General features: G+C 64.4%; 19 protein-coding genes and 1 pseudogene. 11 read left to right on the forward strand and 9 right to left on the reverse strand.

Annotated elements, in window-relative coordinates; all coding sequences use genetic code 11:
- Nucleotides 1-63 precede the first annotated feature (63 nt).
- From FB600_RS10290 to FB600_RS10310, 5 genes are all read right to left on the reverse strand, one after another.
- Entirely contained in the window at nt 64-678 is a 615-nt protein-coding gene (locus FB600_RS10290) for a phage tail protein (protein WP_046574614.1), read from the reverse strand.
- Nucleotides 679-746: 68 nt separating this feature from the next.
- Nucleotides 747-1,100 (reverse strand): DUF6916 family protein, encoded by a 354-nt coding sequence (locus FB600_RS10295; protein ID WP_098152219.1) that lies wholly within the window; start codon nt 1,098-1,100, stop codon nt 747-749.
- Between the two features lie 192 nt (nt 1,101-1,292).
- Nucleotides 1,293-1,901: a GNAT family N-acetyltransferase gene (locus FB600_RS10300; RefSeq protein WP_244117758.1), complete on the reverse strand. Its 609-nt coding sequence runs from the start codon at nt 1,899-1,901 to the stop codon at nt 1,293-1,295.
- Nucleotides 1,902-2,313: 412 nt separating this feature from the next.
- Nucleotides 2,314-3,741 (reverse strand): cytochrome-c peroxidase, encoded by a 1,428-nt coding sequence (locus FB600_RS10305; protein WP_145756732.1) that lies wholly within the window; start codon nt 3,739-3,741, stop codon nt 2,314-2,316.
- Nucleotides 3,742-3,847: 106 nt separating this feature from the next.
- Complete coding sequence (locus FB600_RS10310; protein ID WP_098152225.1) at nt 3,848-5,551, reverse strand: phospholipase C; 1,704 nt, start codon at nt 5,549-5,551, stop codon at nt 3,848-3,850.
- Between the two features lie 306 nt (nt 5,552-5,857).
- On the opposite strand from FB600_RS10310, the gene FB600_RS10315 reads away from it, so the two are divergent.
- Nucleotides 5,858-6,040: a hypothetical protein gene (locus tag FB600_RS10315; protein ID WP_124076768.1), complete on the forward strand. Its 183-nt coding sequence runs from the start codon at nt 5,858-5,860 to the stop codon at nt 6,038-6,040.
- A 128-nt stretch (nt 6,041-6,168) separates the two neighbouring features.
- Here the strand turns inward: FB600_RS10315 and FB600_RS10320 are convergent, their stop codons facing one another.
- Entirely contained in the window at nt 6,169-6,660 is a 492-nt protein-coding gene (locus tag FB600_RS10320; RefSeq protein WP_013690171.1) for an Lrp/AsnC family transcriptional regulator, read from the reverse strand.
- A gap of 303 nt (nt 6,661-6,963) precedes the next feature.
- On the opposite strand from FB600_RS10320, the gene FB600_RS10325 reads away from it, so the two are divergent.
- The 3 genes from FB600_RS10325 (at nt 6,964) to FB600_RS10335 (ending at nt 10,181) form a co-directional block, all read left to right on the forward strand.
- Nucleotides 6,964-8,355: an amino acid permease gene (locus tag FB600_RS10325; protein ID WP_036056459.1), complete on the forward strand. Its 1,392-nt coding sequence runs from the start codon at nt 6,964-6,966 to the stop codon at nt 8,353-8,355.
- 47 nt (nt 8,356-8,402) lie between these two features.
- Nucleotides 8,403-9,605, forward strand: a complete 1,203-nt coding sequence (locus FB600_RS10330; RefSeq protein ID WP_098152227.1) for an amino acid aminotransferase — start codon at nt 8,403-8,405, stop codon at nt 9,603-9,605.
- Nucleotides 9,606-9,782: 177 nt separating this feature from the next.
- Complete coding sequence (locus FB600_RS10335) at nt 9,783-10,181, forward strand: DUF488 domain-containing protein (RefSeq protein WP_145756733.1); 399 nt, start codon at nt 9,783-9,785, stop codon at nt 10,179-10,181.
- 159 nt (nt 10,182-10,340) lie between these two features.
- On the opposite strand, the gene FB600_RS10340 is transcribed toward FB600_RS10335, so the two are convergent.
- A complete protein-coding gene (locus FB600_RS10340; RefSeq protein WP_096751049.1) occupies nt 10,341-11,003 on the reverse strand; it encodes an HAD family hydrolase in 663 nt (220 codons plus the stop codon).
- 622 nt (nt 11,004-11,625) lie between these two features.
- On the opposite strand from FB600_RS10340, the gene FB600_RS10345 reads away from it, so the two are divergent.
- Nucleotides 11,626-11,901 carry a DUF1488 domain-containing protein gene (locus FB600_RS10345; protein WP_036032971.1) on the forward strand — a complete coding sequence of 92 codons (276 nt, stop codon included), beginning with the start codon at nt 11,626-11,628 and terminating at the stop codon, nt 11,899-11,901.
- A gap of 114 nt (nt 11,902-12,015) precedes the next feature.
- Here FB600_RS10345 and FB600_RS10350 read toward each other — a convergent pair whose 3' ends face one another.
- Together FB600_RS10350 and FB600_RS10355 are read right to left on the reverse strand one after the other, a co-directional pair.
- Nucleotides 12,016-12,660, reverse strand: coding sequence for a response regulator transcription factor (locus FB600_RS10350; RefSeq protein WP_013690177.1), 645 nt, complete (start codon nt 12,658-12,660; stop codon nt 12,016-12,018).
- The gene (locus tag FB600_RS10355; RefSeq protein WP_145756735.1) at nt 12,657-14,882 is read right to left on the reverse strand and encodes a PAS domain S-box protein; all 2,226 of its coding nucleotides are present in this window, start codon (nt 14,880-14,882) and stop codon (nt 12,657-12,659) included. Before FB600_RS10355 ends, FB600_RS10350 begins: the two co-directional genes overlap by 4 nt.
- A gap of 609 nt (nt 14,883-15,491) precedes the next feature.
- On the opposite strand from FB600_RS10355, the gene FB600_RS10360 reads away from it, so the two are divergent.
- The 6 genes and pseudogenes from FB600_RS10360 to FB600_RS10385 form a co-directional block, all read left to right on the forward strand.
- A complete protein-coding gene (locus FB600_RS10360) occupies nt 15,492-16,514 on the forward strand; it encodes a VTT domain-containing protein (RefSeq protein WP_025102204.1) in 1,023 nt (340 codons plus the stop codon).
- A 214-nt stretch (nt 16,515-16,728) separates the two neighbouring features.
- A pseudogene (locus tag FB600_RS10365) lies at nt 16,729-19,486 on the forward strand (type VI secretion system Vgr family protein).
- Between the two features lie 22 nt (nt 19,487-19,508).
- Nucleotides 19,509-20,774, forward strand: a complete 1,266-nt coding sequence (locus FB600_RS10370; RefSeq protein ID WP_233630314.1) for a VRR-NUC domain-containing protein — start codon at nt 19,509-19,511, stop codon at nt 20,772-20,774.
- Between the two features lie 30 nt (nt 20,775-20,804).
- On the forward strand, nt 20,805-22,139 hold the full coding sequence (locus FB600_RS10375) for a type VI immunity family protein (protein ID WP_145756737.1): 1,335 nt from the start codon (nt 20,805-20,807) through the stop codon (nt 22,137-22,139).
- A 330-nt stretch (nt 22,140-22,469) separates the two neighbouring features.
- Nucleotides 22,470-23,714 carry a sel1 repeat family protein gene (locus tag FB600_RS10380; RefSeq protein WP_145756739.1) on the forward strand — a complete coding sequence of 415 codons (1,245 nt, stop codon included), beginning with the start codon at nt 22,470-22,472 and terminating at the stop codon, nt 23,712-23,714.
- Nucleotides 23,715-23,917: 203 nt separating this feature from the next.
- Nucleotides 23,918-24,927: thiamine pyrophosphate-binding protein (locus FB600_RS10385; protein WP_261383364.1), on the forward strand; the 1,010-nt coding region annotated here is incomplete at its 3' end.

Here is a 24,927-nt window from a genome sequence, read left to right on the forward strand (position 1 = left end):
ACGCCGTGCTCGCGTGCCCGGGCGGCCGATCCGCTCCGGGCGATGTTTGAAGCTGTGACGCGCCTAGCCCCGCGTCGGGTAAACCCCTTGCAGCGCGATGATGAACGTCAGGCCGATGTAGGGATTGCGACTGTCGAACGGCAGGCTGTTGCCGGCCACCGAATTCGTGATGCTGGGGGGGGCGGTGGTCACGCTGGCGTTGAACGGCAGCAGGTTCGTGTTCGGCGTGGCGGTGCTGTACACCGTGGCCGTGTGGCCGCTCGATGCGCCCGGGCCAAGCACCATGTTGCTGCCCGGCACCGACTGCGGACTCGTGGTGGTGGTGGTGGCCGGGATCGAGATCGACACCGAGCTGGTGCCGCCGCCGCCCGTCACGGCTGCCGCGTGCGTATGCATCGGCATTTGGGAGCTGGTCAGCGTGATCTGCTCGGCGCCGCCAGTCTCGCCAAGCACGATCGGCGCGAGGCCCGCCCCGGTGCCGACGCCGACCGGCGAGCGGCCCTGCAGGTTCGGCAAGCCGAAGGTGGAGGTGCCGGTGCCGCCGTAATTGGTGCCGAGCAAGGCGAACAGCGCGTTGTTTTGCGAGATCTGCAGCAACTGGCCTCCGCACAGCGCCCAGCCATAGGGCGCGAAGTCGAAGGCGACCATGCGGATTTCACCAAGGTACTGATCGGACATGTTGACTCCTGAGGGAGATCGGGTGGGGAAACGGATGCGCTGCGGATGCCGATGGCGGCTCGTCGGCGTCAGGCATGGGGCGTCGCCAGGCCGGTGGCGGCCTGGTCGTCGGATTTCTTGCGGTGGATGACGGCGCAGAGCATGCCTGCGCCGCTGGCGAGCGGCCGCGTCGGCGAGGCGAACAGCAGCCAGTGGCGGCCGTCCGGAACGCGAAAGCGGTAGGTGTCCTGCGGCAACCGGACGTTGACCGGCAGTTCGAAGTGCGCCAGGTAGCAGTCGTAGCTGCTGTCCATCGGCAGGCCGGCCGGCGCGTCAGTCAGGCGCGTCTGGGTCAGCGGCAGCGCGGCTTCGTCGGCCGTCTCGATGGTCAATACCTGTCCGAGCAATTGCACGAGCTCGTCGTGAGTGGGTAGAGCTGACACGTCGTTTCCTAGGCGTTTGGTCCATACGCCCGCCGGACGCCCCACCCCCCCGGGTTGTGCGAACCAGCGATCCCTGTTGGCCGTCCTGTATTCCGGGCCGCGGTAAAAGCTTCCACGCTCCGCGCCCGGCTTCCTTGAATTTTCCGCTTCACGATTTCAAACGATCGTATGCGGGATATATTGAATAGGTAGTTATACGGAATGCGCGTTTTCCCCGTTGCTTCCGCTTTCGCTGTTAACGGCAGGCTCCGGATTTCCTGAAGTCGAAAATCGCGCACTTAATATATTGAGCGGCAAAGGCCGCGTCGCGGCCGCCGAAGCGGGCAAATCGCCGGCGCCGCATTCGCGGCGCATCGTGTCATAAATACCGCTGTTTCCGATTTTCGAAAAACCCAGCCGCCTATATAAAGCCTGCACCGGATTGTCGACTTCCACCTGCAGGCTGACGGGCAGGCCCTGGCGGTCTGCCTCGGCCACCACCGCCTGCATCAGGCGGGTGCCGATACCGCGGCCGCGCCAGGCCGGCAGCAGGGCGATGTCGATCACCCGCGCCTCCTCGCCGAGCTGTTCGGGGCGCCAGGCGTGGTAAAGCCGCCCGATCGGTTCGCCGTCCAGGCGCACCACGTCGAACCGACCCTGCCCGTAATGCTGGCGGTAGTAGCGGTCCTGCATCCGCGATTGCTCGTGCAGGAAGGCCTCGACGCGCTCGCTCGGCCAGCCGGTCCGCATGAATTCCTCGCGGCGCGTGGTCACGAACACGGCATGCAGGAAAGCCTGGTCCTCGGCGGTCGATGCCTGCACGGTCAATTCCGCATTCGCGTGAATTGACGCGGTACAGCTTGTCGAGGTATGCGGCGATTCGAGTGCCATGGAGCAGGAAGTGTCGAAAAATCAGACTACAAAATTAACAATCGAGATCCTAACCAAATGTCAGACCAGCGGCAACAGAATTTCAATTCCGCTTATTCGGTAATTGCCCGAATACGTTTGCGCGGCGAGTATCTAAATTTTTTTGATCGATTGCGCGGGGAATTACACGCCGCGAGATTGTTAAAATGTGTGGCGAATTTGAAATGAAATTGAAAGGCGTGGATGTCTTGCAATACCGGATCTTCATGGCAACCGCTATCGCCGGGATCAAAAAAAACGCCCCGGAAAATCCGGGGCGTGGCGGCCGGGCTGGAGCGCCGGCCGGTGCAGGCAGGGGCGGGCCTCAGTGGCTCGGCACCGGGTCGTCGTCGAGCGTCTGCAGGAAGGCGATGATGTCCTTGATGTCGTCCTGCGTCATGGCCGGCTGGTCGCCGAACTTGCGGTCGAACGGCGCGTCGGTCACGTCGACGTTGGCCAGGTACTTGGCCGGGATGTCGTCGTATTTGTGGATCTTGCCGTCGGCGCCGCGCGGGTAGAACTTGCCCGGGTTGGTATTGCGCTCGTTGTAGAAATCCATCACGTGCTGCAGGTCGTGATAGATGCCGTTGTGGAAGAACACGTGGCGCGTGGCCGAGTTGCGCAGCGTCGGCGTGAGGAACATCGAGCAGTATTGCGACTGGTCCTTCAGGTCGCTGCGGAACGGACCGCACACGCCGATATCGTAGAAGGCCGGGTCCTTGTTCTGGGCCAGCGCGGTGTTGCGCGGCACCGCCAGCGCCTCGTACTGGTAGTCGGTGAACATCGGCGGCAGGCCGTCCGGGCTCGGCTTCGAGAGGTGGCAGCCGGCGCAGTTCGCCTTGTCCGGGTCGTTGAACAGGCGCAGCCCGTGCAGCTCGGCATGCGTGAGATGGGCCTTGCCCTCCAGCCAGCGGTCGTACTTGCTGTTGTAGGGGTGGAAGGATTGGTCCTCGATCTGGTAGCGCGCGATCGCGAACATCACCTCCGAGATCGCCAGTTGCGGATCGTTGAACAGGTTGGCGCCGAACAACTGCTTGAGCGGGCCCGCGTAGCGGCTGTTCTCGACGCGTTTGGCGACGTCGACGCCATTGGTATTGGCCATTTCCACCGGATTGAGCAGCGGGCCGAAGGCCTGCTGCTGCAGCGTGTCGGCGCGGCCATCCCAGAACAGGCCGCCTTGCGGCACCATCTGCGGCGCGGCCGAGACGCCGGCGGTCTTCTGGGCCTTCACCACGCCGGCGTTCTGGCTGGCGAGCTGCTGCACGGTGGGCGCCGCGTCGTTCTCGCCGGCATCGGGGCCGATGCTGAAGTTCGGCTGGCGGTACAGGTACATCAGCGAGGGCGGCGGGCGATAGCCCTCGAGCTTCATGTCCTGGCCACCGAGCTGCACGTCCAGGTCGTTCGGCGGGCCATAGGCATGCGAGGCGCTATGGCAGGAGGCGCACGAGAGCTTGCCGGACGCCGAGAGCATCGGATCGTTGAACAACGACTTGCCGAGCAGGGCGACCGCCGACAGCGGCTGCACCGCGGGGCGTTGCAGCACCACCGGGTGCGGATTCGCGCCGGTCAGGTTCTCGACGATCTCGCCGACGGCCTCGGGCACGTCGGCCGGAAACGCGACCGCGTAGCCGGCATAGCCGATCGCGGCGACGAGTGCCGCGCCGAGCACGGTGTACGCGAAACCGCGCAGCGCGCGACGGCGCGGTGCCGGGGAGGAGGGAGGGACGGCGGGCGTGGCGGAAAGCTCGTTCATGCTGGTATGGTCGATTCTTCCAGGGCGGCCACGACGGCCGCCGCACAGGCAAAAGGCCGGCGCTAGCGCGCCGGCCGGTTGTGTCGGTTCGTCGATCGGATCGTGATCAGTTCGACGGCGCGGTGGCGACTTGCGTGCCGAGCGTCGGATCGAGGAACAGGGCCGTGGTGTTGGCCGAGCCCGTCGTGTTCAGCATGTCGGTGATGCTGCCCGCCGACGCGTCGAACGAACCGCCGCCCAGGCGTGCGCCGCCCAGCCAGTTGTCCTCGATGAAGCGGACCACCGAAGCCTGCGTGATCGGCGTGTGGCTGACGAAGTTCGTCTTGGCCCACGGCGAGATCACCAGGAACGGGATGCGCGTGCCCGGACCGCAGCGGCCGTTGACCGGTTTGCCCGTCACGCCGTTCGGCTGCGAACCCGAGGTGCCGCACAGGCCGTTGCCGTTGACCTGGTCGACCGCGTCGAACGAGCCGTGCGTCGGTGCCGTGTAGGCGTGGTCGTACCAGCCGTCCGAGTCGTCGTAGGTGACGATCACGGCGGTGTTCTTCCAGTCAGGCTGCTGCATCAGGAAGTTGACCACCTTGGTCACGAACTGCTGCTCGTCGAGCGGATCGGAGTAGCCGGCGTGCGCGTCCTGCGCGGCCGGTGCCTTCAGGAAGCTGACCGACGGATAGTTGCCGGCCTTGACTGCCGCGAAGAAGTCGTCCGAGTCGTACTGGTGGTTCGCCGGCTCGGGCGTCTTGCCGTCGGCTTCGACGCTGGAACCGATCGCCGCGATCGAGCTCGGGCGCGTGTGTTGCGGGTTCGAGGTCGAGGCGAAGTACTGGAACCAGTTGTGGTGCGGGATGTAGTCGGCCGTCGCGGCATTCACGGCGGTGGCGATCGTGCTGCGCGCGCAGCCGGTGGTGCCGTTGCCGTTGGTGGTCGACAGGTTGAAGCCGCCCATGAAGCCGCCCCAGGTGACGTTCTGCGCGTTCAGCAGGTCGCCGATGTTCCTGCCCTGCATCATTGCCTGGTCGGTCTTGCTCGAGCAGACGTCGTAGCCCGGGTCGACGTCGTTGATCATCGTGTAGCCGCTCTGGCCGTCATTGATGAAGTACGAGCTGGCGGCCAGCGTCGAGACCTGCTTCGAGGTCTTGACGATCTGCATGCCGTTGGTATTGCCCGACACCACTTCCAGCGCGCCCGGCGTCGACGGACCATAGGTGTCCGTGTACGCGTTGTCGTTCATCGAGAAGTGCTGCGCGTAGTTCCAGAGCGCCGTGACGGTGTTGCCGTCGAAGAAGCCCATCACCTGGCCCTTCGTGCCGAACGCACCTGCGCCGCCCGGGCTTGCCGAGCCCGTGAAGAGCGGGAACAGGTCGGCCGCGCCGTTGTCGTAGGCCTGCTGCTCCGCCGTGTAGGCGTGGTTCTGGTCGGCCGACGCGGCTTGCGTGCGGTCGAGGCGGAACGGGTTCGCGGCATTCGCGCCGTTCTGGGTGTTCGTGAAGTTGCCGTTGGCCGTCAGCAGCGTGCCCGTCAGGCCGTTGATGCCCGGCGTGCCCGCGGCCGGCGTGAAGGCCGGTTCGCCCGCCGGGTTGGTCGCGTTCGGGTAGGAACCGAAGTAATGGTCGAACGACACGTTCTCGCCGTAGATCACCACCAGGTGCTTGATCGGCGTCGCGGTCTGCAGGGCGTCCTGCGACGACACCGTGCTGGCCGGCGGCGTGGTGGTCGTCGAGGGCGGCGTGGAACTGTCGGAGCCGCCACAGGCGTACAGCGCCAGCGCGGACGCGGCACAGGCAGTGGCGATCAGGGTTCGACGAAGCATTGTGTGAGACTCCATTGGAAAGGCCGTCTGTGTGTTGCGGACACCCCCGTGCGGACGGCGCGGACCATTGTTGGTAGCGGGCGGGGTCTTCGCGGGGATGGTCCCGCTGCGAAGTGCGTGCATTGAATCAGGTCGGTATGAAGCTGGCGGGAAGAGTTGCTTTCGCGATCGTTACGCACGTGTGACTCGATCATTACGACAGATTCGGAGAGGAAAGAGAGGTGAAGGCGGGGACGGGCGACATCGTTTGCGAGGCCGCGCGTGGCCCGCCCGAGCGGAATTTTGTCGATGACGCAGGCATGATGAATGGATGACGATCGCGGGAAGAAATGCTTTCGTTGTTATTGTTTTTTCATGAACGAGGCATTTCATTTCGCGGCGGCGGCGCGCGTGGACCGCATGGATCGATGCCTCGGCGACATCGGCCCGAACCGGGCGGGGCCAGATCCGGCGCGGCTCCGATGTGACGGCGCGATGTCGGTCTCGTGAAAGAACGGCGGGCGGCGGCTTGGCGTTGGTGCAATCGGCTTCATGCCGGCGGCGCGCAGGGCAATGCCGCGTGCCGACAATCAATCGAAGGAATGAAGAAGGGTTGGTGAAAGCAATTCGGCGCGATCTCAGGACTCGAGCGGCAGTGCACTGGTGCACTTGATTTCGTCGAGGCAAACGCTCGATTGCACGCCGCTCACGCCGGGAATCCGCATCAGCGTGTCGAGCAGGAAGTTCGACAGCCCCTTGAGGTCGCGCGCCACCACCTTCAGCACGTAGTCGATATCGCCCGTCACCGAGAAGCACTCCTGAATCTGCGTATGCTCGGCCACCAGTTTCTGGAAGGTCGCCAGGTCGCGGATATGGCCGCGCTCCATCTTCACCTGGACGAAGGCGGTCACGCCGAAGCCGAGCATCGCCGCGTCGAGCCGCGATTCGTAGCGGCGCACCGCGCCGATCTCCTCGAGGCGGCGATGGCGGCGCAGGGTCTGGGCCGCCGACAGGCCGACCGCCCTGGCCAGTTCGAGGTTCGAGATCCGCCCCTGCTGCTGGAGCACGCGCAGCAATTCCCGGTCGAGACGGTCGAGGCGCCCGCCGGCCTCGGATGAGGGTTCATGCATGTTGGTTTCCTGATTGCCGCAATTCGCGAAATCCTATCTCGCCAAAAAGGGTAAATACGGGTTTCCGGCACAACCCCATTTCATCGCGCTGCGGCTACACTGCGTGCACGATTTTCGTGCGTGATGCCGTAGCCGGGCGGACCGGTGGCGGCCGCCGCGAGGATGGACGACCGCAAACCGTTACAATTGCGGATTTTCGGCGCGCAGCCAGCGCGCCCCGGGCGGTCCGGGGCGTTCGCCAGCCGGCGCCTGCATGGGGGACGACACGTGCCGCCTGGCCAGGGCGGATCGTACGGAGACGATATGGTTGAACACACACAGAACGAGAACGGTGGTCTGAAGCGAGGGCTCAAGAACCGCCACATCCAGTTGATCGCGCTGGGCGGCGCGATCGGCACGGGCCTGTTCCTGGGCATCGCGCAGACCATCCAGGCGGCCGGGCCGTCGGTGCTGCTCGGCTACGCGATCGCCGGCATCGTGGCCTTCTTCATCATGCGGCAGCTCGGCGAGATGGTGGTGGACGAGCCCGTGGCCGGCTCCTTCAGCTACTTCGCCGACAAATACTGCGGGCACTTCACCGGCTTCCTGTCGGGCTGGAACTACTGGGTGCTCTATATCCTGGTCAGCATGGCCGAGCTGTCGGCGGTCGGCCTCTACGTCCAGTACTGGTGGCCGGGCGTGCCGACCTGGGTCTCGGCGCTGGTGTTCTACGTGGTGATCAACCTGCTCAACTTCGTCAGCGTGAAGTCCTACGGCGAGACCGAGTTCTGGTTCGCCATCATCAAGGTGGCGGCGGTGGTCGGCATGATCGTGTTCGGTGGCTGGCTGCTGCTGTCGGGGCACGCCGGGCCGCAGGCGAGCGTGGCCAACCTGTGGCGCGAGGGCGGTTTCTTCCCGAACGGCGTGAGCGGCCTGACGATGTCGATGGCGGTGATCATGTTCTCGTTCGGCGGGCTCGAGCTGGTGGGCATCACCGCCGCCGAGGCCGACGATCCCTCGCGCAGCATCCCGCGCGCGACCAACCAGGTGATCTACCGGATCCTGATTTTCTACATCGGCGCGCTCGGCGTGCTGCTCTCGCTCTATCCGTGGCAGAAGGTGGTCACCGGCGGCAGCCCCTTCGTGCTGATCTTCCACGCGCTCGGCAGCGACCTGGTGGCGACCGTGCTCAACGTGGTGGTGCTGACGGCCGCGCTGTCGGTCTACAACAGCGGCGTCTACTGCAACAGCCGCATGCTGTTCGGCCTGGCCAAGCAGGGCAACGCGCCGCGCGCGCTGCTCAAGGTCAACCGCCGCGGCATCCCGGTGGCCGCGCTGGCCGTGTCGGCGGTCGCCACCGGCATCTGCGTGCTGCTCAACTACCTGATGCAGGGCAAGGCCTTCGGCTTCCTGATGGGGCTGGTGGTGTCGGCGCTGATCATCAACTGGGGGATGATCAGCTACATCCACCTGCGCTTTCGCGCCGCCAAGCGCGCGGCGGGCCAGCCCACGCAGTTCCGCAGCCTCGGATATCCGCTCACCAACTACCTGAGCCTGGTCTTCCTGGCCGCGATCCTGGTGGTGATGTACCTGACGCCCGAGCTGCGCCTGTCCGTCTATCTGATTCCGGTGTGGCTGATCGTGCTCGGAATCGGGTATCGTTTGCGGTCACGCCCCGCCAACGGTGCCACGCCCGGCGGCGTGTCGGCACATTGAAGCGCACCAGGGCGCATCCGTTTCCTCCCGATTGACCAGGACTTGCCATGTTCGAACACATCGATGCCTTCCCGGGCGACCCGATTCTCTCGCTGAACGAGAATTTCCAGAAAGATCCGCGCGAGCGGAAAGTCAACCTGAGCATCGGCATCTATTTCGATGAACAAGGCCGGATTCCGGTGATGGGCGCGGTGCGCGAGGCCGAGAACCGCCTCGCCGCCGCGATCGGCCCGAAGCCGTACCTGCCGATGGCCGGCATCGAGGCCTACCGCGAGTCGGTGCAGACGCTGGTGTTCGGCAAGGACTGCGCGGTGCGCGACGCGGGCCGCATCGCCACGGTGCAGACGGTGGGCGGTTCGGGCGCGCTGAAGGTGGGCGCCGATTTCATCAAGCGCTACTTCCCGGATACGCCGATCTGGGTGAGCGACCCGAGCTGGGAGAACCACCGCTTCGTGTTCGAGCGCTCGGGCCTGAAGGTCGAGACCTACCCGTATTACGACGACGCCACCGGCGGCCTGCGTTTCGACGCGATGCTGGCCGCGCTCGATGCGCTGCCGCCGCGCAGTGCCGTGCTGCTGCACGCCTGCTGCCACAACCCGACCGGCGTGGACCTGGACGACGCGCAATGGCTCAAGGTGATCGACGTGCTGCAGGCGCGCGAGCTGCTGCCCTTCGTCGACATGGCCTACCAGGGCTTCGGCGCAGGTCTCGACGCCGACGCCTTCGCGGTGCGCGAGATCGCCCGTCGCGGCATCCCGGCGCTGATCGCCACCTCGTTCTCGAAGAACTTCTCGATCTACGGCGAGCGTTGCGGCAGCCTGTCGGTGATCTGCGAGGACGCCGCCACCGCCGGCCGCGTGCTGGGCCAGTTGGCCAGCAACGTGCGCGCGATCTACAGCAACCCGCCCACCCAGGGCGCGAAGCTGGTCACCGCCGTGCTCGGCTCGGCCGAGCTGCGCGCGCAATGGGAAGAGGAGCTGGCCGCGATGTGCCGCCGCATCGCCAAGATGCGCGCCGCGATCCACGACGGGCTGAAGGCGCACGTGCAGGGCGAGGCGCTGTCGCGCTACATCAAGCAGCGCGGCATGTTCACCTACAGCGGCCTGACCGAAACCCAGGTCGACGTGCTGCGCGAGAAGTACGGCGTCTACATCCTGCGCTCGGGCCGCATGTGCGTGGCGGGCCTGAACGAGTCGAACGTCGGCATCGTCGCCGACGCGATCGGCGAGGTGATTGCCAGCGGGGTCTGAGTCTCGCGCGCCCGGTATCGTGGGCGCGCCTGGCAGCCTGGCGGGGCCGTGGTTCGTCGTTGCCTTCGGGCGGCGACGCGCCACGGCCCCGTTTTCGTTTGATGGCGGGTCGATAGGCGCATCCGTGTCGATCGGCGTATCGTCGATCCGGATTCGCTCGACGCAAGGGAGGCAAGGATGAGTATTCGCGTGGTTCGGCTCGGTTCGCCGCGCGCGCCCGACGAGGGCGTGCGGATCGGCACGGTGCGGCGGCCGCCGCGTGGCGTGCCCAGGAGCGAATTCGAGACGCGAGATTATTACGACGTCTGGCTGCCGGTGCTCGCGCCGAGCGAGCCGTTGGTCAAGGCCGCGCACGCGGCGCAGACCGATGCGCAGTGGCGCGCTTTCCAGCGGGCCTTTCGCGCCGAGATGGCCAAGGGCGAGGCGGGCAAGGTGCTGGACCTGCTGGCGGCGCTGTCGCACGGCAGTGATTTCTCGGTCGGGTGTTATTGCGAGGACGAGGCGCATTGCCATCGTGGCGTGCTGCGCAGCCTGCTCGAATCGCGCGGCGCGGCGGTGCTGCCTGCGGGCAGTTGATACTGGCCAGCTTGTTGGCGACGTGCGGACAGCCGACGGCGGCAGCCCGGCCAGCCGGCTAGCCCAGGGCTCCAATCGAAGCCGGCCGGGCTCGCTTCCGTGGTCTGTCGAAAGCGGTGGCCCCGGCCCGGCGTGCCAGGCGGGTGCTCATGGCTCGCCTCAGATGCCCGCGCGCGCGAGCCAGGCTTCCAGTCGCGGGTCCGAGAAATCGCGGATCGTGTCGTGGGCGCCGGCCTCGCGCAGTTGCGCGTCGTCGAGCGCGGTGCGCATGCCGAAGGTGTGGATGCCGGCGGAACTGGCCGAGCGCACGCCCGAGGCCGAATCCTCGAAGGCCACCGCGTGCGCCGCGTCGCCGCCGATCGATTCCAGCGCGGTGAGGTAGGGCAGCGGATGCGGCTTGCCGTGCGCGAGTTCGCCGCCGATCACGAGCGTCTCGAAGCGTGTCCCGAGCCCGAGTGCCTCCAGCATCATGCGCGCGTTCTCGCGCGGCGCGTTGGTGACGACGGCGCTGCGCAGGCCGGCGCGCGCGATGCGGTCCAGCAGCGCCTCGGTGCCGGCCGTCGGCGTGAGACGCGCGCCGAGCTGGGCGCGAAACAGTCGCTCCTTCTCGGTGGCCAGTTTGGTGAACTCGGCGGCCGGCATGCCGGGAAATAGGCCGCCGAAGATCATGTCGTCGGGAAAGCCCATCACGTGGGTCTTGTAGTAGTCGAGATCGATCGAGCGCTGCCAGCGCGCGAGCAGCGTGTTGTAGGCGTTCAGATGCAGCGCGTCGGTATCGACGAGCGTGCCGTCGAGATCGAACAGGAACGTGATGTCGCTCACTTCGTGGACACTCCTTCGGGGCAGGGGAATGGGCGGCGCCGGATCGGGTCTCGCGAAGCCCGGGCAGGAACGGCAGCGTCACGAGCGGGCACGCCACCATGGCGCAGTGGGAGGTGGGCGCCAGCGCGCGAGGTCGATGATGCCGATATTCATCGGGGCCATCGATGTCGCCGAAACGAATGGCAATTGACGAGAATCGGGCGGCCTCTTTGGGGTTTCGTTGCCGCCGCCGCGTGGGGCACAAAGTTATCAGAATATTTTGCATCGACAACCTGATATAGATCTCAGTGTCCGCGGGAGCGATCAAATGCCGGAAATGCGACGGATGAGGCGGCGACGCGCTCCTCGATCTGCCGGTAAAGCGTTTTGGCGTGAAGCCGCTGCGCATCCCGGCAGTAATTCTCCCGCGGCATATCCGCTTGCAATAAATACAGATTCCGGCGGAGCGTTTCTTGTCCTTGTCCGACCGAAGTCGTGGCATGCGGATTGCGATCCCACCTGTTCCGCACCCGACGTCAGCGCATGGCGTTGCGCCTCGCTTGATCGCGCGCAAGCACAGCGCCGTTTCGCCGACTATCTTGAATAGTCGGGTGCATTCGCACCGCCCGAACAGGAGGACGTCATGCAAATCTCGTTTCCACAGGATCCCCCGCAATTCACCCCGGCCGATCCGGCCATCGCATTCCCGGTGCTGGTCGACGCCACGCGCCTGCGCTGCGAGATCAGCGCCGAGGCGCTCGAAAGCCATTACGGCGCGGCCTCGTGCGGCGAGGGTGACCTGCGCCACGCCTTCGCCGCCCATCGCGACGAGATCGAGGAAGCCGCGCGGCGCATGATCGAATCGGCGGGCGGCAAGCCGATCAAGCTCACCAGTGGATTCTTCCGTTTCTGCGGCTGAGGTTTTGCGGCCGAGGCCGCGAGCACGGCAGCCGCCCGTCGCCAACCGCCGGCCTTCGGGCCGGCTTTCCCATTCGATGCCGGACTGTCGTCCGGCATTGTCGTTTTTACGCGCTCAATCGTCCGGATCGTCGACCAGGCGATGCCGCAACGCATAACGCACCAGCGCCGCCTCGTGCGGCATCTGCATCTTCTCCAGGATCCGCGTCTTGTAGGTGCTGACCGTCTTCGCGCTCACGCATAGCGCGTTGGCGATCTCGGTCAGCGTCTGGCCGGTGGCGATGCGCCGGAACACGTCGAATTCGCGATCCGAGAGCCGCTGGTGCGGCAGCGTATCGGCCGGCTCGTTGAGACTCTGCGCGAAGCGCTCGGCCATCGACAGGCTCACGTACACGCCGCCCGAGGCCACCTTGCCGACCGCGCCCACCAGCTCGGCGCTCGCGCTCTCCTTGGTCAGGTAGCCCGAGGCGCCGGCGCGGAACGCGCGCAGCGCGTATTGCTGCTCGGCGTGCATGGTCAGCACCAGGATGCGCAGGGTCGGTTTCTCGTCCTTGATCTGCTTGATCAGCTCGACGCCGTTGCGGCCCGGCATCGACAGGTCGAGCACCAGCACGTTGGCCGGCGTCGAGCGGATCAGCGCGATGGTCGAGGCGCTGTCGTGCGCCTCGCCCGCCACCTCGAAGCCGGTGGCGTCCTTGAGGATATGGCGCAAGCCGTCGCGCACGAGGGCGTGATCGTCGGCAATCAGCACATTGATCATGGCGAGTTCGGGTCCTGTTGAATCGAGGGAAGGGGGATCGTGATGGTGATCGCGTAGCCGCGGTCGCGCGCGGTCTCGATGCGCACCGCGCCGCCCAGCATGTGCGCGCGCTCGCGGATCCCGAGCAGGCCGAAGGACTTGTCGTCGGGCGTGCGATGGCCGTCGGCCTGGGGCGCGCCGACGCCGTCGTCGACGATGCGCAGCACGCACTGGCGCTCGTCCACGCTCAGGGTCAGCTCGACGCGCGAGGCGTCGGCGTGGCGCGCGACATTGGTCAGCGCCTCCTGCACGATGCGGAACAGCGCGGTGGCGCTGGCGTTCGAGAACTGCACCTCGCCGGGCTCGATGCGGCGCTCCACCTCGATCCCGTAGCGGTTGGTGAAATCGTTGACCAGCCATTCGATGGCCGGCACCAGGCCGAGGTCGTCGAGCATCACCGGGCGCAGGTCGGCCGCGATGCGCCGCACCGAGGCGACCGTCGCGTCGATCAGGCGGCGCATCTCGCGCAGCGGCTCGGTCACGCTCTCGTGCACCTCGTCGGCCTTGTTGCGCAGCAGCCGGTGCTCGACCGCCGACAGGTCCATCTTCAGCGCGGTGAGCTGCTGGCCGAGGTCGTCGTGCAGTTCGCGCGCGATGCGGGTCTTTTCCTCCTCGCGCACGCGCTGCAGGTTCGCCGACAGCTCGCGCAGCTCCTCGCGCGAGGCCTTCAGCGCGTTCTCGGCCTGCAGGCGCTCGGTCACGTCGCGCATCATCACCGTGTAGAGCTTGCCGGCGCCGTCGTGGATCTGCGAGATCGAGGCCTCGATCGGGAATTCGTCGCCGTTGGCGCGCAGCCCGTAGAGCAGGCGCTGGCTGCCCAGGTGCCGCTCGGACTGGCCGGTCACGCCGAAACGGTTGATGTGCTGGCTGTGCGCGTGGCGAAAGCGCGGCGGGATGAAGCGCGTGAGCGGCGCGCCGATGGCGTCCATTGCCGACACGCCGAACACCTTTTCCGCCATCGGATTGAAGATCACCACGCGCTGCTCCTCGTCGACCGTGATGATCGCCTCCATCGAGGAGCGGATGATGCCCATCATGCGCGCCTCGTTGAGCCGGCTGCCGCTGGGCGCCGCGCGCACCGCGGCCCGCGCGCGCGCCCAGCCGGCCACCGCGGCCGCCAGCGAGAGCGAGGCCACCAGGCCGGCGGCCAGCACCAGCGAGGCCAGCGTGCGCGCCCCTGTGGTGGTGTCGACGGTGGTGTAGGCGAGCCTCAGCGTGTTGCCGCCGAAGCCGAGCGCCTCGCTGCGGCGGTAGCGGCGGTGCGCGATCGGCGTCTCGTCGGCCGGCATGTCGGTGTTGTAGAGCGGAGCGCCGCCCGGCTCGGCATAGGCCTGCAGGCCGAGGTTGCGATCGTCGGCGGTGGCCAGCTCGAACAGCCGCGTGGTGTCCAGCGGCGCGAACAGGAAGCCGGCCAGCGAGCGTCGCCGTGCCTCCAGGTCGAGCGGCTCCGGATCGGTATAGACCGGCAGGTAGAGCGTCAGCGCGGCCGGCGCGGCATTCGCGTCGCCGGCGGGGGCATGCACGGCCAGCGCGACCTGGCCGCTGTCGGCGGCGCGGCGCAGCGCGTCGGCATCGGCGGTGGGCAGGTCGGGCGTCTCGCCGTAGGCGATCGGGGCGAACAGGGCGATGGTGGCCGCGGCCGGGGACGGCGGCATGACGGCAGCGGCCGAGGATGCCGGCGCGCCGAGCATCGACGGCGCCCGCGCCGTATCGGCGGCCGAGCCGGCAAGGATGGCTGCCGGGCCTTGGGCCGGGGTCGCCACGATCGCGGAAGCCGGCCCCTGCCGGGCCGGGGACGCATCGAGCCGCGCATAGCCGAGCCCGCGCAGCGGCGCGCGGGCGTTGGCGAGATCGAGGCTGGCGACGTAGGCGCGCCAGGCGTCCGGCGCGATGCCGGGCGTGAGCTGCAGCAGGCCGCGTGCGCCGTTCAGCATCGCGCCGCTGGCCAGCAGCTCGCGATGCAGGTTGGCGGTGACATTGCCGGCGCGCCGCGCGAAGCGCGCGCCGACGGCATCCTGCCAGGACTGGCCGACGAACCAGGCCAGCGCGGCGGCCAGCGCCGCGCCCACCACGAAGGCGCCAAAGCCCACGCTGGCCGGGCGGGACAGCTCGACGGCCAAGCGCGAGCGCGGGCGGGCGCCGGACGGGCCGGCAGAAGGGCGGGAAGAGCCGCTATCGGTCATGACGTTATAGGTGTGAGCCGCGCCGCGAGCCGTATCCGCGCGCCCACTGCGGCGCGCGTCCATCGGCCGGCTCGCCGCGGTGACGAGCGTTCGTTCTTTTCAATGTGAAATTGTGATCGGTTTACCTATTTTTGGCTAATGGCAAGAGGCAATCGAGCACAGTTTGTTAAATCGCAACGATGATCGCCGTCGTATCGCGCGCTCGAGGCGGCGCTGCGTCTGGCTGTATCGATGCAGGCGATCGTGATGGCCGTCTGCGTGGCGACGCATCCGCCCAGGCCCTGATCCTGGCAATCCTGGGGGCGGGCACGCGACGCGATGTGCCGCTTGGCCCCAATGCCGATGGGGTCGTTTGGGGCGCGTCCGTGCATTTAGTGCACCGCATCGGTTCGCGCCGAGGGGCTTGCGCCCGGCCGCGAGCCGCTTGCGGCGGGGCTCGCGCCGCATGGATCGCTTTGCGCAATGATGCGTTGCCTGCGTGCTGTAACCGAAACCGTCTAAAATGCGGCCATCCCGGTCATGCGGCCGGATGCCGCAACCGGCGCGCTCGACGCCGGTCGGTTCCATGCCGCGCAGCCCGGCTCGATCTGAAGAATCAGGAGCGGCGCCGTGTGGCACTTTCCCGTAGCAATCCCCTCGTCGCTCGGCCCCTGGGCCGTGTTCCTGAGCGTGCTCGTCACGCAGCTCGGGCTGCCGGTGCCGGCCGCGCCGATGCTGATCCTGGGCGGCACGATGGCGGCAATGGGGCAGGCTTCCTACGCGAGCATGTTCGCGGCCGCGATCGGCGCCACCTTGCTGGCCGATTCGCTGTGGTTCAGCGCGGGGCGCCTGCGCGGCCGGCGTTTCCTGAACGGGCTGGTGCGCTATTCGCTGTCGCTCGACACCACGCTGCGGATCGCGCGCAAGGTGTTCGAGCGCTACGGCGCGCCAATCCTGGTGATCGCCAAGTTCCTGCCGGGGCTCGGCCTGATGTCGGCACCGCTGCTCGGCACCACGGCGATCGCGGTGCCGGTCTTCCTGTTCTGGGATCTGACCGGCGCCACGCTGTGGGCCACCGTCTGGCTGCTCGGCGGCGCCGCGCTCGACCATGAGATCGTGCGCATCGTGCTGTGGGTACGCAGCAGCGGCGGCACCATCTTCGACGCCTTCGCGGCGATCTTCGTCACCTTCCTGCTGTACCGCTGGGTGCGGCGCCTGCAGTTCCGCCGCTGGCTGGCGAAGGTGCGCATCGAGCCGGCCCAGCTCGACGCGATGATGAAGTCCTCCGATCCGCCGCTGATCTTCGACGCGCGGCCGCGCGCGATCCGCCAGAAGGACGCGTATCGGATCGCCGGCGCATATCCGCTCGATCTCGATTCCTCCGATCAAATCGATCCGGCGCTGATGACGCGCCCGCTGGTGGTGTATTGCGTGTGCCCGAACGAGGCGACGGCCAAGAAGATCATTCAGCAGCTGCAGCGCAAGAATATCCACCATGTGCGGGCGCTGAAGGGCGGGCTGGATGCCTGGGAGAAGCATGGTTATCCGGTCGAGGCGCTGCCGGTGGATTTCGATGCGTCGAGGTATACGGTGAAGCCGGAGCTGGAGATGGATGGGGAATATACGGTTCGGGCGCGGTTGTCGGATACGTGATTTGGCAGGCCGTGGATATTTATTGTGGCGATGCCGGAGTGCAATCTCATTAATTCGTTGGAAGTAAGATGAAATAAACCTCGCGTCTCATCAATTGCGGGGTTTATTTCATTGTTTGCGTTTTTGCAATTCCTGATACTCGTCGGATTGCAGCCACGCTCTCGTCATACGTAAAATCGCGCAACTAGCCGGGATAACGAACGAGAGAGGCGCTATGGACGCGCGGAGCGTGGTCGGGGTCATCATGGGTGGGCTGTCGCAGCAGGACCGCCTTCTGAAACTGGATACGCCTGCCGGCAGTGATGTCCTGCTGCCGCATCGGGTGATTGGCCGTTCTCGCATCGGCCGCGACTATCTGTTCATGCTCGACTGTGTATCCACGTCGAGCGATGTGCAACTCAAGACCCTCATTGCGCAGGCAGCCACGCTCTGGATACAGCAGGCGAACGGCTCGTACCTGCCACATCATGGCTACGTGCATACGGCACGCCGATTGGGGAGTGAAGGCGGTCTCACGAGCTATCAACTGGCGTTTTCCTCATGGATGTATTTCCTGAGGTTCCGGCGCGACCAAAAGCACTGGCAGGATAAAAGCGTCGAAGAGATCGTCTCCGACGTATTCAACGAACATCCGCAGGCACGCGGGATGTTTCGTTTTGTCGTGTCGAAACCGTTGCCGACACGCTCGTATTGTCGGCAGGATGAAACCGATTGGAACTTCGTGCATCGACTGCTCGAGTCGGAAGGGCTGTATGGCGTGTGGCAGCAGGCGAACGACGGCAAATCGCACACGCTGGTGATGACCGATCGCCTTCAGACGCTCGAGCCGCTCGCCCCGAGGTTGTCAGTTTCTATCGAGCCGGCGTGGGCAGCGAAATCGATGCGCTGACCCAGTGGTCGGGCACGCGGACGCTGCAATCCGCGCAGTTGTCGACTCGCACGTTCGACTACAAGAATCCGCCAACGCCGGTCAATCCGAAAGCGACGTCGACGCCGACGATGGCGAATCAGGGCGCGTTGCCGGCCCAGTCAGAAGTCTATGAATACACGGGCGCCTATACCTATCCGGAACAGGAGCGTGGCGACCACCTGTCGAAAATCCGCATGGAGGAATGGGAATCGCAGGCCAAGCGGTTTCATGGCGAGGGCGGTCTGCGAGCGATGGATGCGGGGCGACGCTTCACGATAGCGGATCACCCGTGCACGATGGCGATGCCGCCGAGCAGCGCGAGTTCGCCGCTATCGAGGTCGAATGGACCATCGAGAACAATCTTCCGCTCGCAGGGCACGAAGCGCATTACCCGCATAGCCTGGGTAATCAGCTTGCACGGGCTCGCGCCGACGATCCTGGCAAGCAGTCCGACGTCACGCATGCGGATGGTTCCACCGGTTTCTACAGGGTGTCTGTCGAAGCACAGCGCACGAGCGTGCCATATCGCAGTGCGTTCGAGCACCGGAAACCCGAGGCCCGGCTGGAGTCTGCCATCGTGGCGGGCCCGGACGGGCAGGAAGCCTATACCGATGGGCTGAACCGGATCAAGGTGCTGTTCGTATGGGATCGGCTGAACCAAGGTGACGAGCGCGCATCGTGCTGGGTTCGTGTGGCGCAATCCGATACCGGCGATGGTTACGGCAGTGTCCACATGCCGCGTGCCGGCGAAGAATTGCTGATCGGCCATATCGGCAACGACATCGACAGGCCGATCGCGCTGTATCGCGTGTACAACGGCGCGGCGACGCCGCAGTGGCATTCGAATGGGCTGCTCTCCGGCTTCCGTTCGAAGGAATTCTCCGGTAGCGGCTTCAACCAGATGGTGATGGACGACTCGACCGGCCAGAACCGCCTGCAACTCTATAGTTCAAGCACGAATGCGCAACTCCATCTCGGGTACCTGATCGATCACACCGGCAATACGCGTGGCAACTTCCTTGGCAGCGGGTTTGACCTGAGTTCGGACGCATATGGCGCGTTGCGTGCAGGGCATGGATTGTATGTATCGACCCATCCGGCCGGCAGCCAACCGCTCGATGCAGGTGAGGCGAGCAATCAACTGGTCGGCGGGGAAAGCGTGATGGAGGCCTTGTCGCAGGCCAGCGAGACGGCGCAGGCCGAGAGTCTGAGCGACGGGTACGAGGCGTTGAAGATCTTTACGGACGCGACACGGCACGGCAAGACAGGCGTGTCGGGCAAGGGTGGCAATACGGCTGGAGGCGGAACCGGTAGCGCAAATGTATTCGCGCAACCCGTCATGCTTTTCGCCGCGCCTGCCGGCGTGGCGCTTTCCACTCAAGATTCGATCCACGTCGCGGCGGACCATCACGTCAATCTGGTGAGCGCGCAGAGCACGCATGTCGTGGCGGGTAAATCATTGCTGGCGAGCATCGCCGAGAAACTGAGCCTGTTCGCGCAAAACGCGGGAATGAAACTTTTTGCCGCGAAGGGAAAGATCGAGGTTCAGGCGCACGACGACAATATCGAACTCACGGCACAGAAGGCGGTGCGGCTCGTGTCCGCCACGGAAACGATCCAGGTTGCCGCGCAGCAGGATGTGCTGTTGACCTCGGGCGGTGCCTATATCCTCATCAAGGACGGCAACATCGAGATCCACGCGCCTGGCAAGGTCGACTTCAAGGGCGCGTCGTTCAACTTTTCCGGGCCGGTCAGCGAGACTTACGCGCTACCGCAGTTCAAGCCGTCATATCAGGCGCAATACATTCTGAAAAACCAGGCGGATGGTACGCCGCTGGTTCAGCACGCCTATGAACTGAAGTTGCCGTCGGGGCGAACCTTGCTCGGGCATACGAACGATCTAGGTGAAACGATCCCGGTTTATACGCCGACCGCGCAACCCGTGAGCCTCAAGGCGTTCGAGCAGGACAAGGAGGATATGCAGCCATGGAAATACGCGGGCGGCGGGGAACCGGATATCTGGGCCGACTACCTGAAGGTCGACCCCGACGAGCGCGCCTGAGTGCCGATACGCTACGGAGAACATGATGGGTGGATCACTTCAAGCGGCAGGATCATGCGAGACGATCAGGGAGCGGGTGCCTGAATATGCGTTGCTGCCGCCGGGAACCAAGGGGTATTTGCAGGAGAAGGTCGAGGTTGCGCTGAAGACGGCGAAGTACATTCCGGTCAGGTTGCGCGATGGTTCGATCATTTACCGCTTGCTCATGCAGGTTGCGATGAGCGGGCCGATGATAATCGAAGAAAAGGCGAGGAATTGGCTGTTCCAATACAAGGCGGAGGTGAGTTTTGACATGGAGCCAAGCGTTCTTTCCGGGGGGATAGAAGCACCGATTCCTTTTTTAAGCACTGACAGGCCGCAAAGGGGAGAGCGTCGTCGTAGCCTGAACCCGTTTCCAGTGGGAGCGACTCCCGGTCAATTACGGCGTCCCGATGTGATCATCGTGGAAAATCCCGCTATTCTTTGGCCCGGTCGCGGCACCATTGATCGTGAGGGCGGACACCATGCCAGTAATTTATTACGGCTTGTCGAGGTAAAGTTTCCAGGAGATACCTTGGGTAGGGAGCAGGAAGAGGCTTATCAAATAATATCCGGGGATTTTAAGAATCGCATGACAGTGATTGATGTGACGGATTGTAATGGGGATTTGCAAAAAATTCCGGTTCCAGCTCCAGTTCCAGCGCCGAAGACGGAAAATGAGCAGCAGAGGCAGACTGTGCCTATTCGGACTGTGCCTGCCATCCCTCATCATGTCTGGTATGAAGACTGGTGGCAAAAAATGCAGGAATATGGTGAAGACGTCGAAGCAGCCGTGACGCCAGTTTGGGATGCCGTTCAGCGCGGATATACGTATTTGTCCGCTGAGACGAACACCTTTCTGCATAAGCATGCGGCTTGGATGTTTACGGCTGGGCGATGGATGGCTGATACCGCGCATAGTGCATGGGTATGGATTGACGAAGCAGGAAAAGAGGTATTCCGTTACACAGCTGCCGAGCTTAAAGCGGGATGGGACGCCATCGTTCGAATGACAGATATGACATGGGACGTACTCACGCATATCGACTGGGCGCAAGTCGGGGTAACTCTGATGAAGGATGTCGCCATAGCGATAGCCGTGGTCGCCGGTGTGGCTATTGTGATTTTGCTCCTTCCAGAGCTGATTGCAATATTTGCAGCGCTTTGCGCCATCGTTGCGGCTGGGGTGGAGGCCGTTGCTGCGCTGGCTGCTACACTCGGCGTGGTGCTCGGAGGCGCAAGTGCAGTTGAAGCACTGGCTGCTGGTTGAGTGAGTTGGTTAACGATAAATTAGCAAATTATGACTTTGAGTGATCTCAAGCCAGCGTTGACTCCGTTTCAAGCGCTCGCTCGTTATAAAGAGGATTTGAGTGTGCGACTCGCCGACAACACGTTGGGAATTCTTCCCGGTGTGATCGGCACGATATTTTTTGAACGAGGTTCGCAACCGCAGGTGCGTCAAGAAATTCTCGATTGCTTCGATCAATTCAATAAAATGTTTGGCGAAAAACTGAATGGTGGAAAAGATTCCGATAGAGGTAAATTCACGAAGCGTAACGTGAAAGGCGTCGAGAAGATTCATCGCGCAATCATCGATACACCATCGAATCTGGCAGTAAGTGTGTTGCATTCAAGTGCAGTCGATCAGGATGTGGCCGCCGATTATAATATTGAAGTGTTGACTGGAGTTGCGAATCCGAAAGACTATGTGTCTCCGAGAGGATGGGCAGCACCGAAGGGGCAGGAGTCTGGATTGTCGCACCTGAAATTCAACGTTCCAATGGACTTGATTACCACTGACGCAGGTCTGTCGAAGTACGAAGAGTTTTTGCACCTGGTGTGCAATAAGCTTGTGGTCCGAGGTGGCTACGGAGGGCTTGCCCCGATTCTGCCATTCAGCTATCACCGATATATGCCGCAAGAGTGGGTGCTCGCCGAGCGATTTAGTGGATTGGAAATTGACAGTACAGCGCATTTGCAGAAGCGGGACTATGACCCGGTTTCGTATGAAGGAGATTCAACGGAGGCCATGACGGCTTTTTATCCCGATCTGCATCCCGGTGCCAAGGTCGCGCGCTGGGGCTTCATCAAGGGCGTGAACTGGTACACGATCCTCGGCGAACTATTCATCGATCGCCTGGGTGGAGAGGATGCGATCCGGGAGAAACTCGACCGCCCCGACATCCATATCGAGCGTGCCAATGCCTGCCTGATGATCCGCGCCGGGGACTTCCCGCGCCTCGGCGCGCCCGAGGAAGGCTTACCCGAGCCATATGTCTTCGTGAACAGCGTATTGCGTGTGCTGCGTGATCCGAAGCCCGACGCGCTGCATACCTACATCCCCGACTTGCCGAGCGCCGACGTGAAGAATACGTGCGCCTGGGCGGCTCGTTTCGATTTGCCGGACGCTCCGCCGATTCCCGAGCCGCCGACCATCGTTCCTCAACCGATGAAGCGTGAACCTGCCCGTCGTAGTGTGCGAGGCGGCAGTCCATGCCCGGAAGCAGGCTGGTGGCTTACTCCGGCAAAACCGGGAAGTCGCCGTTACTTTGAAGCGGGCGAAATCATGCCGGTGATTGAAGGAAGCTCTTGGGGCACGACAAGTTGGCATTGGTCGCCGGACGAGAACCGTTGAAGCCGACTTTGATCGTCGGGTTTGATAGAGGGATGTTCAAGGACTGTCATGGAGATCGACTACGTTCTCGCCTGACTGATGATGAGGCGATCCGGCTCGTCGACGCGGTTGTGAACTCGATTCGACTACGTTCGCCTAGCGGAAACTAACTTGGCCGATACCGACATACCACCTATGAGTCTGGGCGGTCTGAAAATGAAACTGCGCCACATGGCTACTCGCGACTCGGCGCGCGGTGGTTGGAGGCCGAGGAGAGCTATTAGGCGGCGAGCCCGGATCGTCATTGTGCTTTCGCTTCTGATGGGGGCCTGCACGAAAAAGGAACCTCCGGTGACCTCATTACCCGACATGAGCGCCGTTCGCGCCAATCTCGCCTTTACCTGCACGCATCAGGCCGATCATCTTCCGCCGCTGGACTCTCAGGCTGACAGCCTGTTTCGCTATGCGCGCTATCTGGAAACAAGGGAAGGCGCCAAGGATTTCAACGACGTCGCTCGCTACTACAGGATTGCGGCGGCTTACGATCACTACAAGGCTAACCAAAACCTGCAATCGCTGCTATCGCAAGGGTTGGCCAATTCACCCGATGCGCCGACGGAAACAGTCGATCTCGCCATGCAACTGATGAAGCAAGGCATTCCCAGCGGCTACTACGACGTGGGTCACTATCTTGAAACGGGCTACGGCTTGAAACCGGACGCCGAATCCGCATTGCATTACTTCCGCAAGGCGGCGGATCTTGGCAACCCCGAAGCACAGTTCTACGTTGGAGATTTGCTGTTGCCTGATGACAAGGCTCCCGACATTGCACGACAAATGCTGGCATGTGCGGCCGATCAAGGATTCGGCCAGGCGGCGAGCCTGTTGGGCATCGACCAAAAAACGGGGAAGCTCTACGCCGATGCCGTAAAAACTTTTCAGAAGGGAGCGCAAGCAGGCGACACGCAAGCCACTTCCTTCTTGGAAAACGGATTTAAAGGTCCGGCGCCCTCCGATGAACTTTATTATCTCGGTGTCCAAGGCGACCCTGAGCGCTCGCGCCGGTATCGCCAGATTCACGAGTTTTTGCGTGCCAACGACGGCCGCAACCCCAAAGTCCCCGATCTCGACAAGATCGTGCCGCTGCCGCCCGCGAAGCTTCCGCCGTGGGACGGCAGTTTCCAGTGGCAAAAGGAGCAGGACGCGGCCGTGCCGCCGCAAAAACCATCCGACGAGACCATCGACCGGATGGCGAAAGCCAGGCAACTCGATCCTGCAACCGGTTTGCCGCTGGCCGGCCTGTCGAGCAAGACCTCGCAAGCCGACGAGCCGGCATCGCCCGCCGCCGCCAGCCGCGTCCCGCTGGGCACGCTGGCGAATACCGGCGACACCTGCCCCGAAGACGGCGTGTGGCACGCGAGACTCGAAGCAGGGCAGGCCGCGGACGCGCAACGGCGTTTTCTCAAGGGCGATACCATGCCCTCGCTGCTTGTCCATGAGCCGCGCGTGGCCGCCTTCCTGGATCGCATGATGGGTACGCGCCAGCAGGTCGTGCACGTGGCCTGGGAACTGGTCGCCTATATCGACCAGGCCTGATTGTCCGACAAGCTGCTGGCAGGGGCTGACAGGCGCTGACGCCATCATGGCAGCCCGCCCTCACTGCGCATTTCCCCGCAACCGTGCACAATCACCCGCAGATTCCGACCCGGATGCGCGGGGCACAACCCCTGCATCCTCCTCGCGCGCGCCGCTGGCCCGTGGCGGCGCGCCATCGATCTCACCCAAGTAGTGGAGGACTCATGGCAAGCAAGACCATTGCGGACTATCTCGCTAGCACCCTGGCTCAGGCCGGCGTCGAGCGAATCTGGGGCGTCACGGGCGACAGCCTGAACGGGTTGTCCGACAGCCTGCGCCGGCTCGGCAAGATCAGCTGGTCGCATACGCGCCACGAGGAAACCGCCGCCTTCGCGGCCGGCGCCGAAGCCGCGGTGACGGGCAAGCTCGCGGTCTGCGCGGGCAGCTGCGGCCCGGGCAACCTGCACCTGATCAACGGCCTGTTCGACTGCCAGCGCAACCATGTGCCGGTGCTTGCGATCGCGGCCCACATCCCGTCCTCGGAGATCGGGCTCGGCTACTTCCAGGAAACGCATCCGCAGGAGCTGTTCCGCGAGTGCAGCCACTTCGTCGAGCTGGTCAGCAACCCGAAGCAGTTCCCGCGCGTGCTCGATCGGGCGATCCGCACCGCGATCGAGCAACGCGGCGTGGCCGTGATCGTGCTGCCCGGCGACATCGCGCTGGAGGCGGTACCCGAAGCGAAGCCGGGCCAGGTCAGCTACGAGGTCACGGCGAGCGTGCCGCCGGCGGCCCAGCTCGACGCGCTGGCGGCGCTGCTCGACGGCTCGAAGCGCGTCGCGCTGTTGTGCGGCAGCGGCTGCGCCGGCGCGCACGACGAGGTGGTGGCGCTGGCCGACACGCTCGGCGCGCCGATCGTCCACGCGCTGCGCGGCAAGGAGCACGTGGAATGGGACAACCCGTTCGATGTCGGCATGACGGGCCTGATCGGCTTCAGCTCGGGCTACCACGCGCTGAAATCCTGCGACACGCTGGTGATGCTCGGCACCGATTTCCCGTATCGCAATTTCTACCCGGCCGACGCCAAGGTGGTGCAGATCGATCATCACGGCGCGGCGATCGGCAAGCGCGTGTCGGTCGACCTGGGCCTGGTCGGCGACGTCAAGGCGACGCTCGCCGCGCTGCAAGGGCGTCTCGCGCGCAAGACCGAGCGCCACTTCCTGGAAGCCGCGCGCAA

This window comes from Burkholderia sp. SJZ089 (assembly GCF_007828315.1).
Lineage (GTDB): Bacteria > Pseudomonadota > Gammaproteobacteria > Burkholderiales > Burkholderiaceae > Burkholderia > Burkholderia gladioli.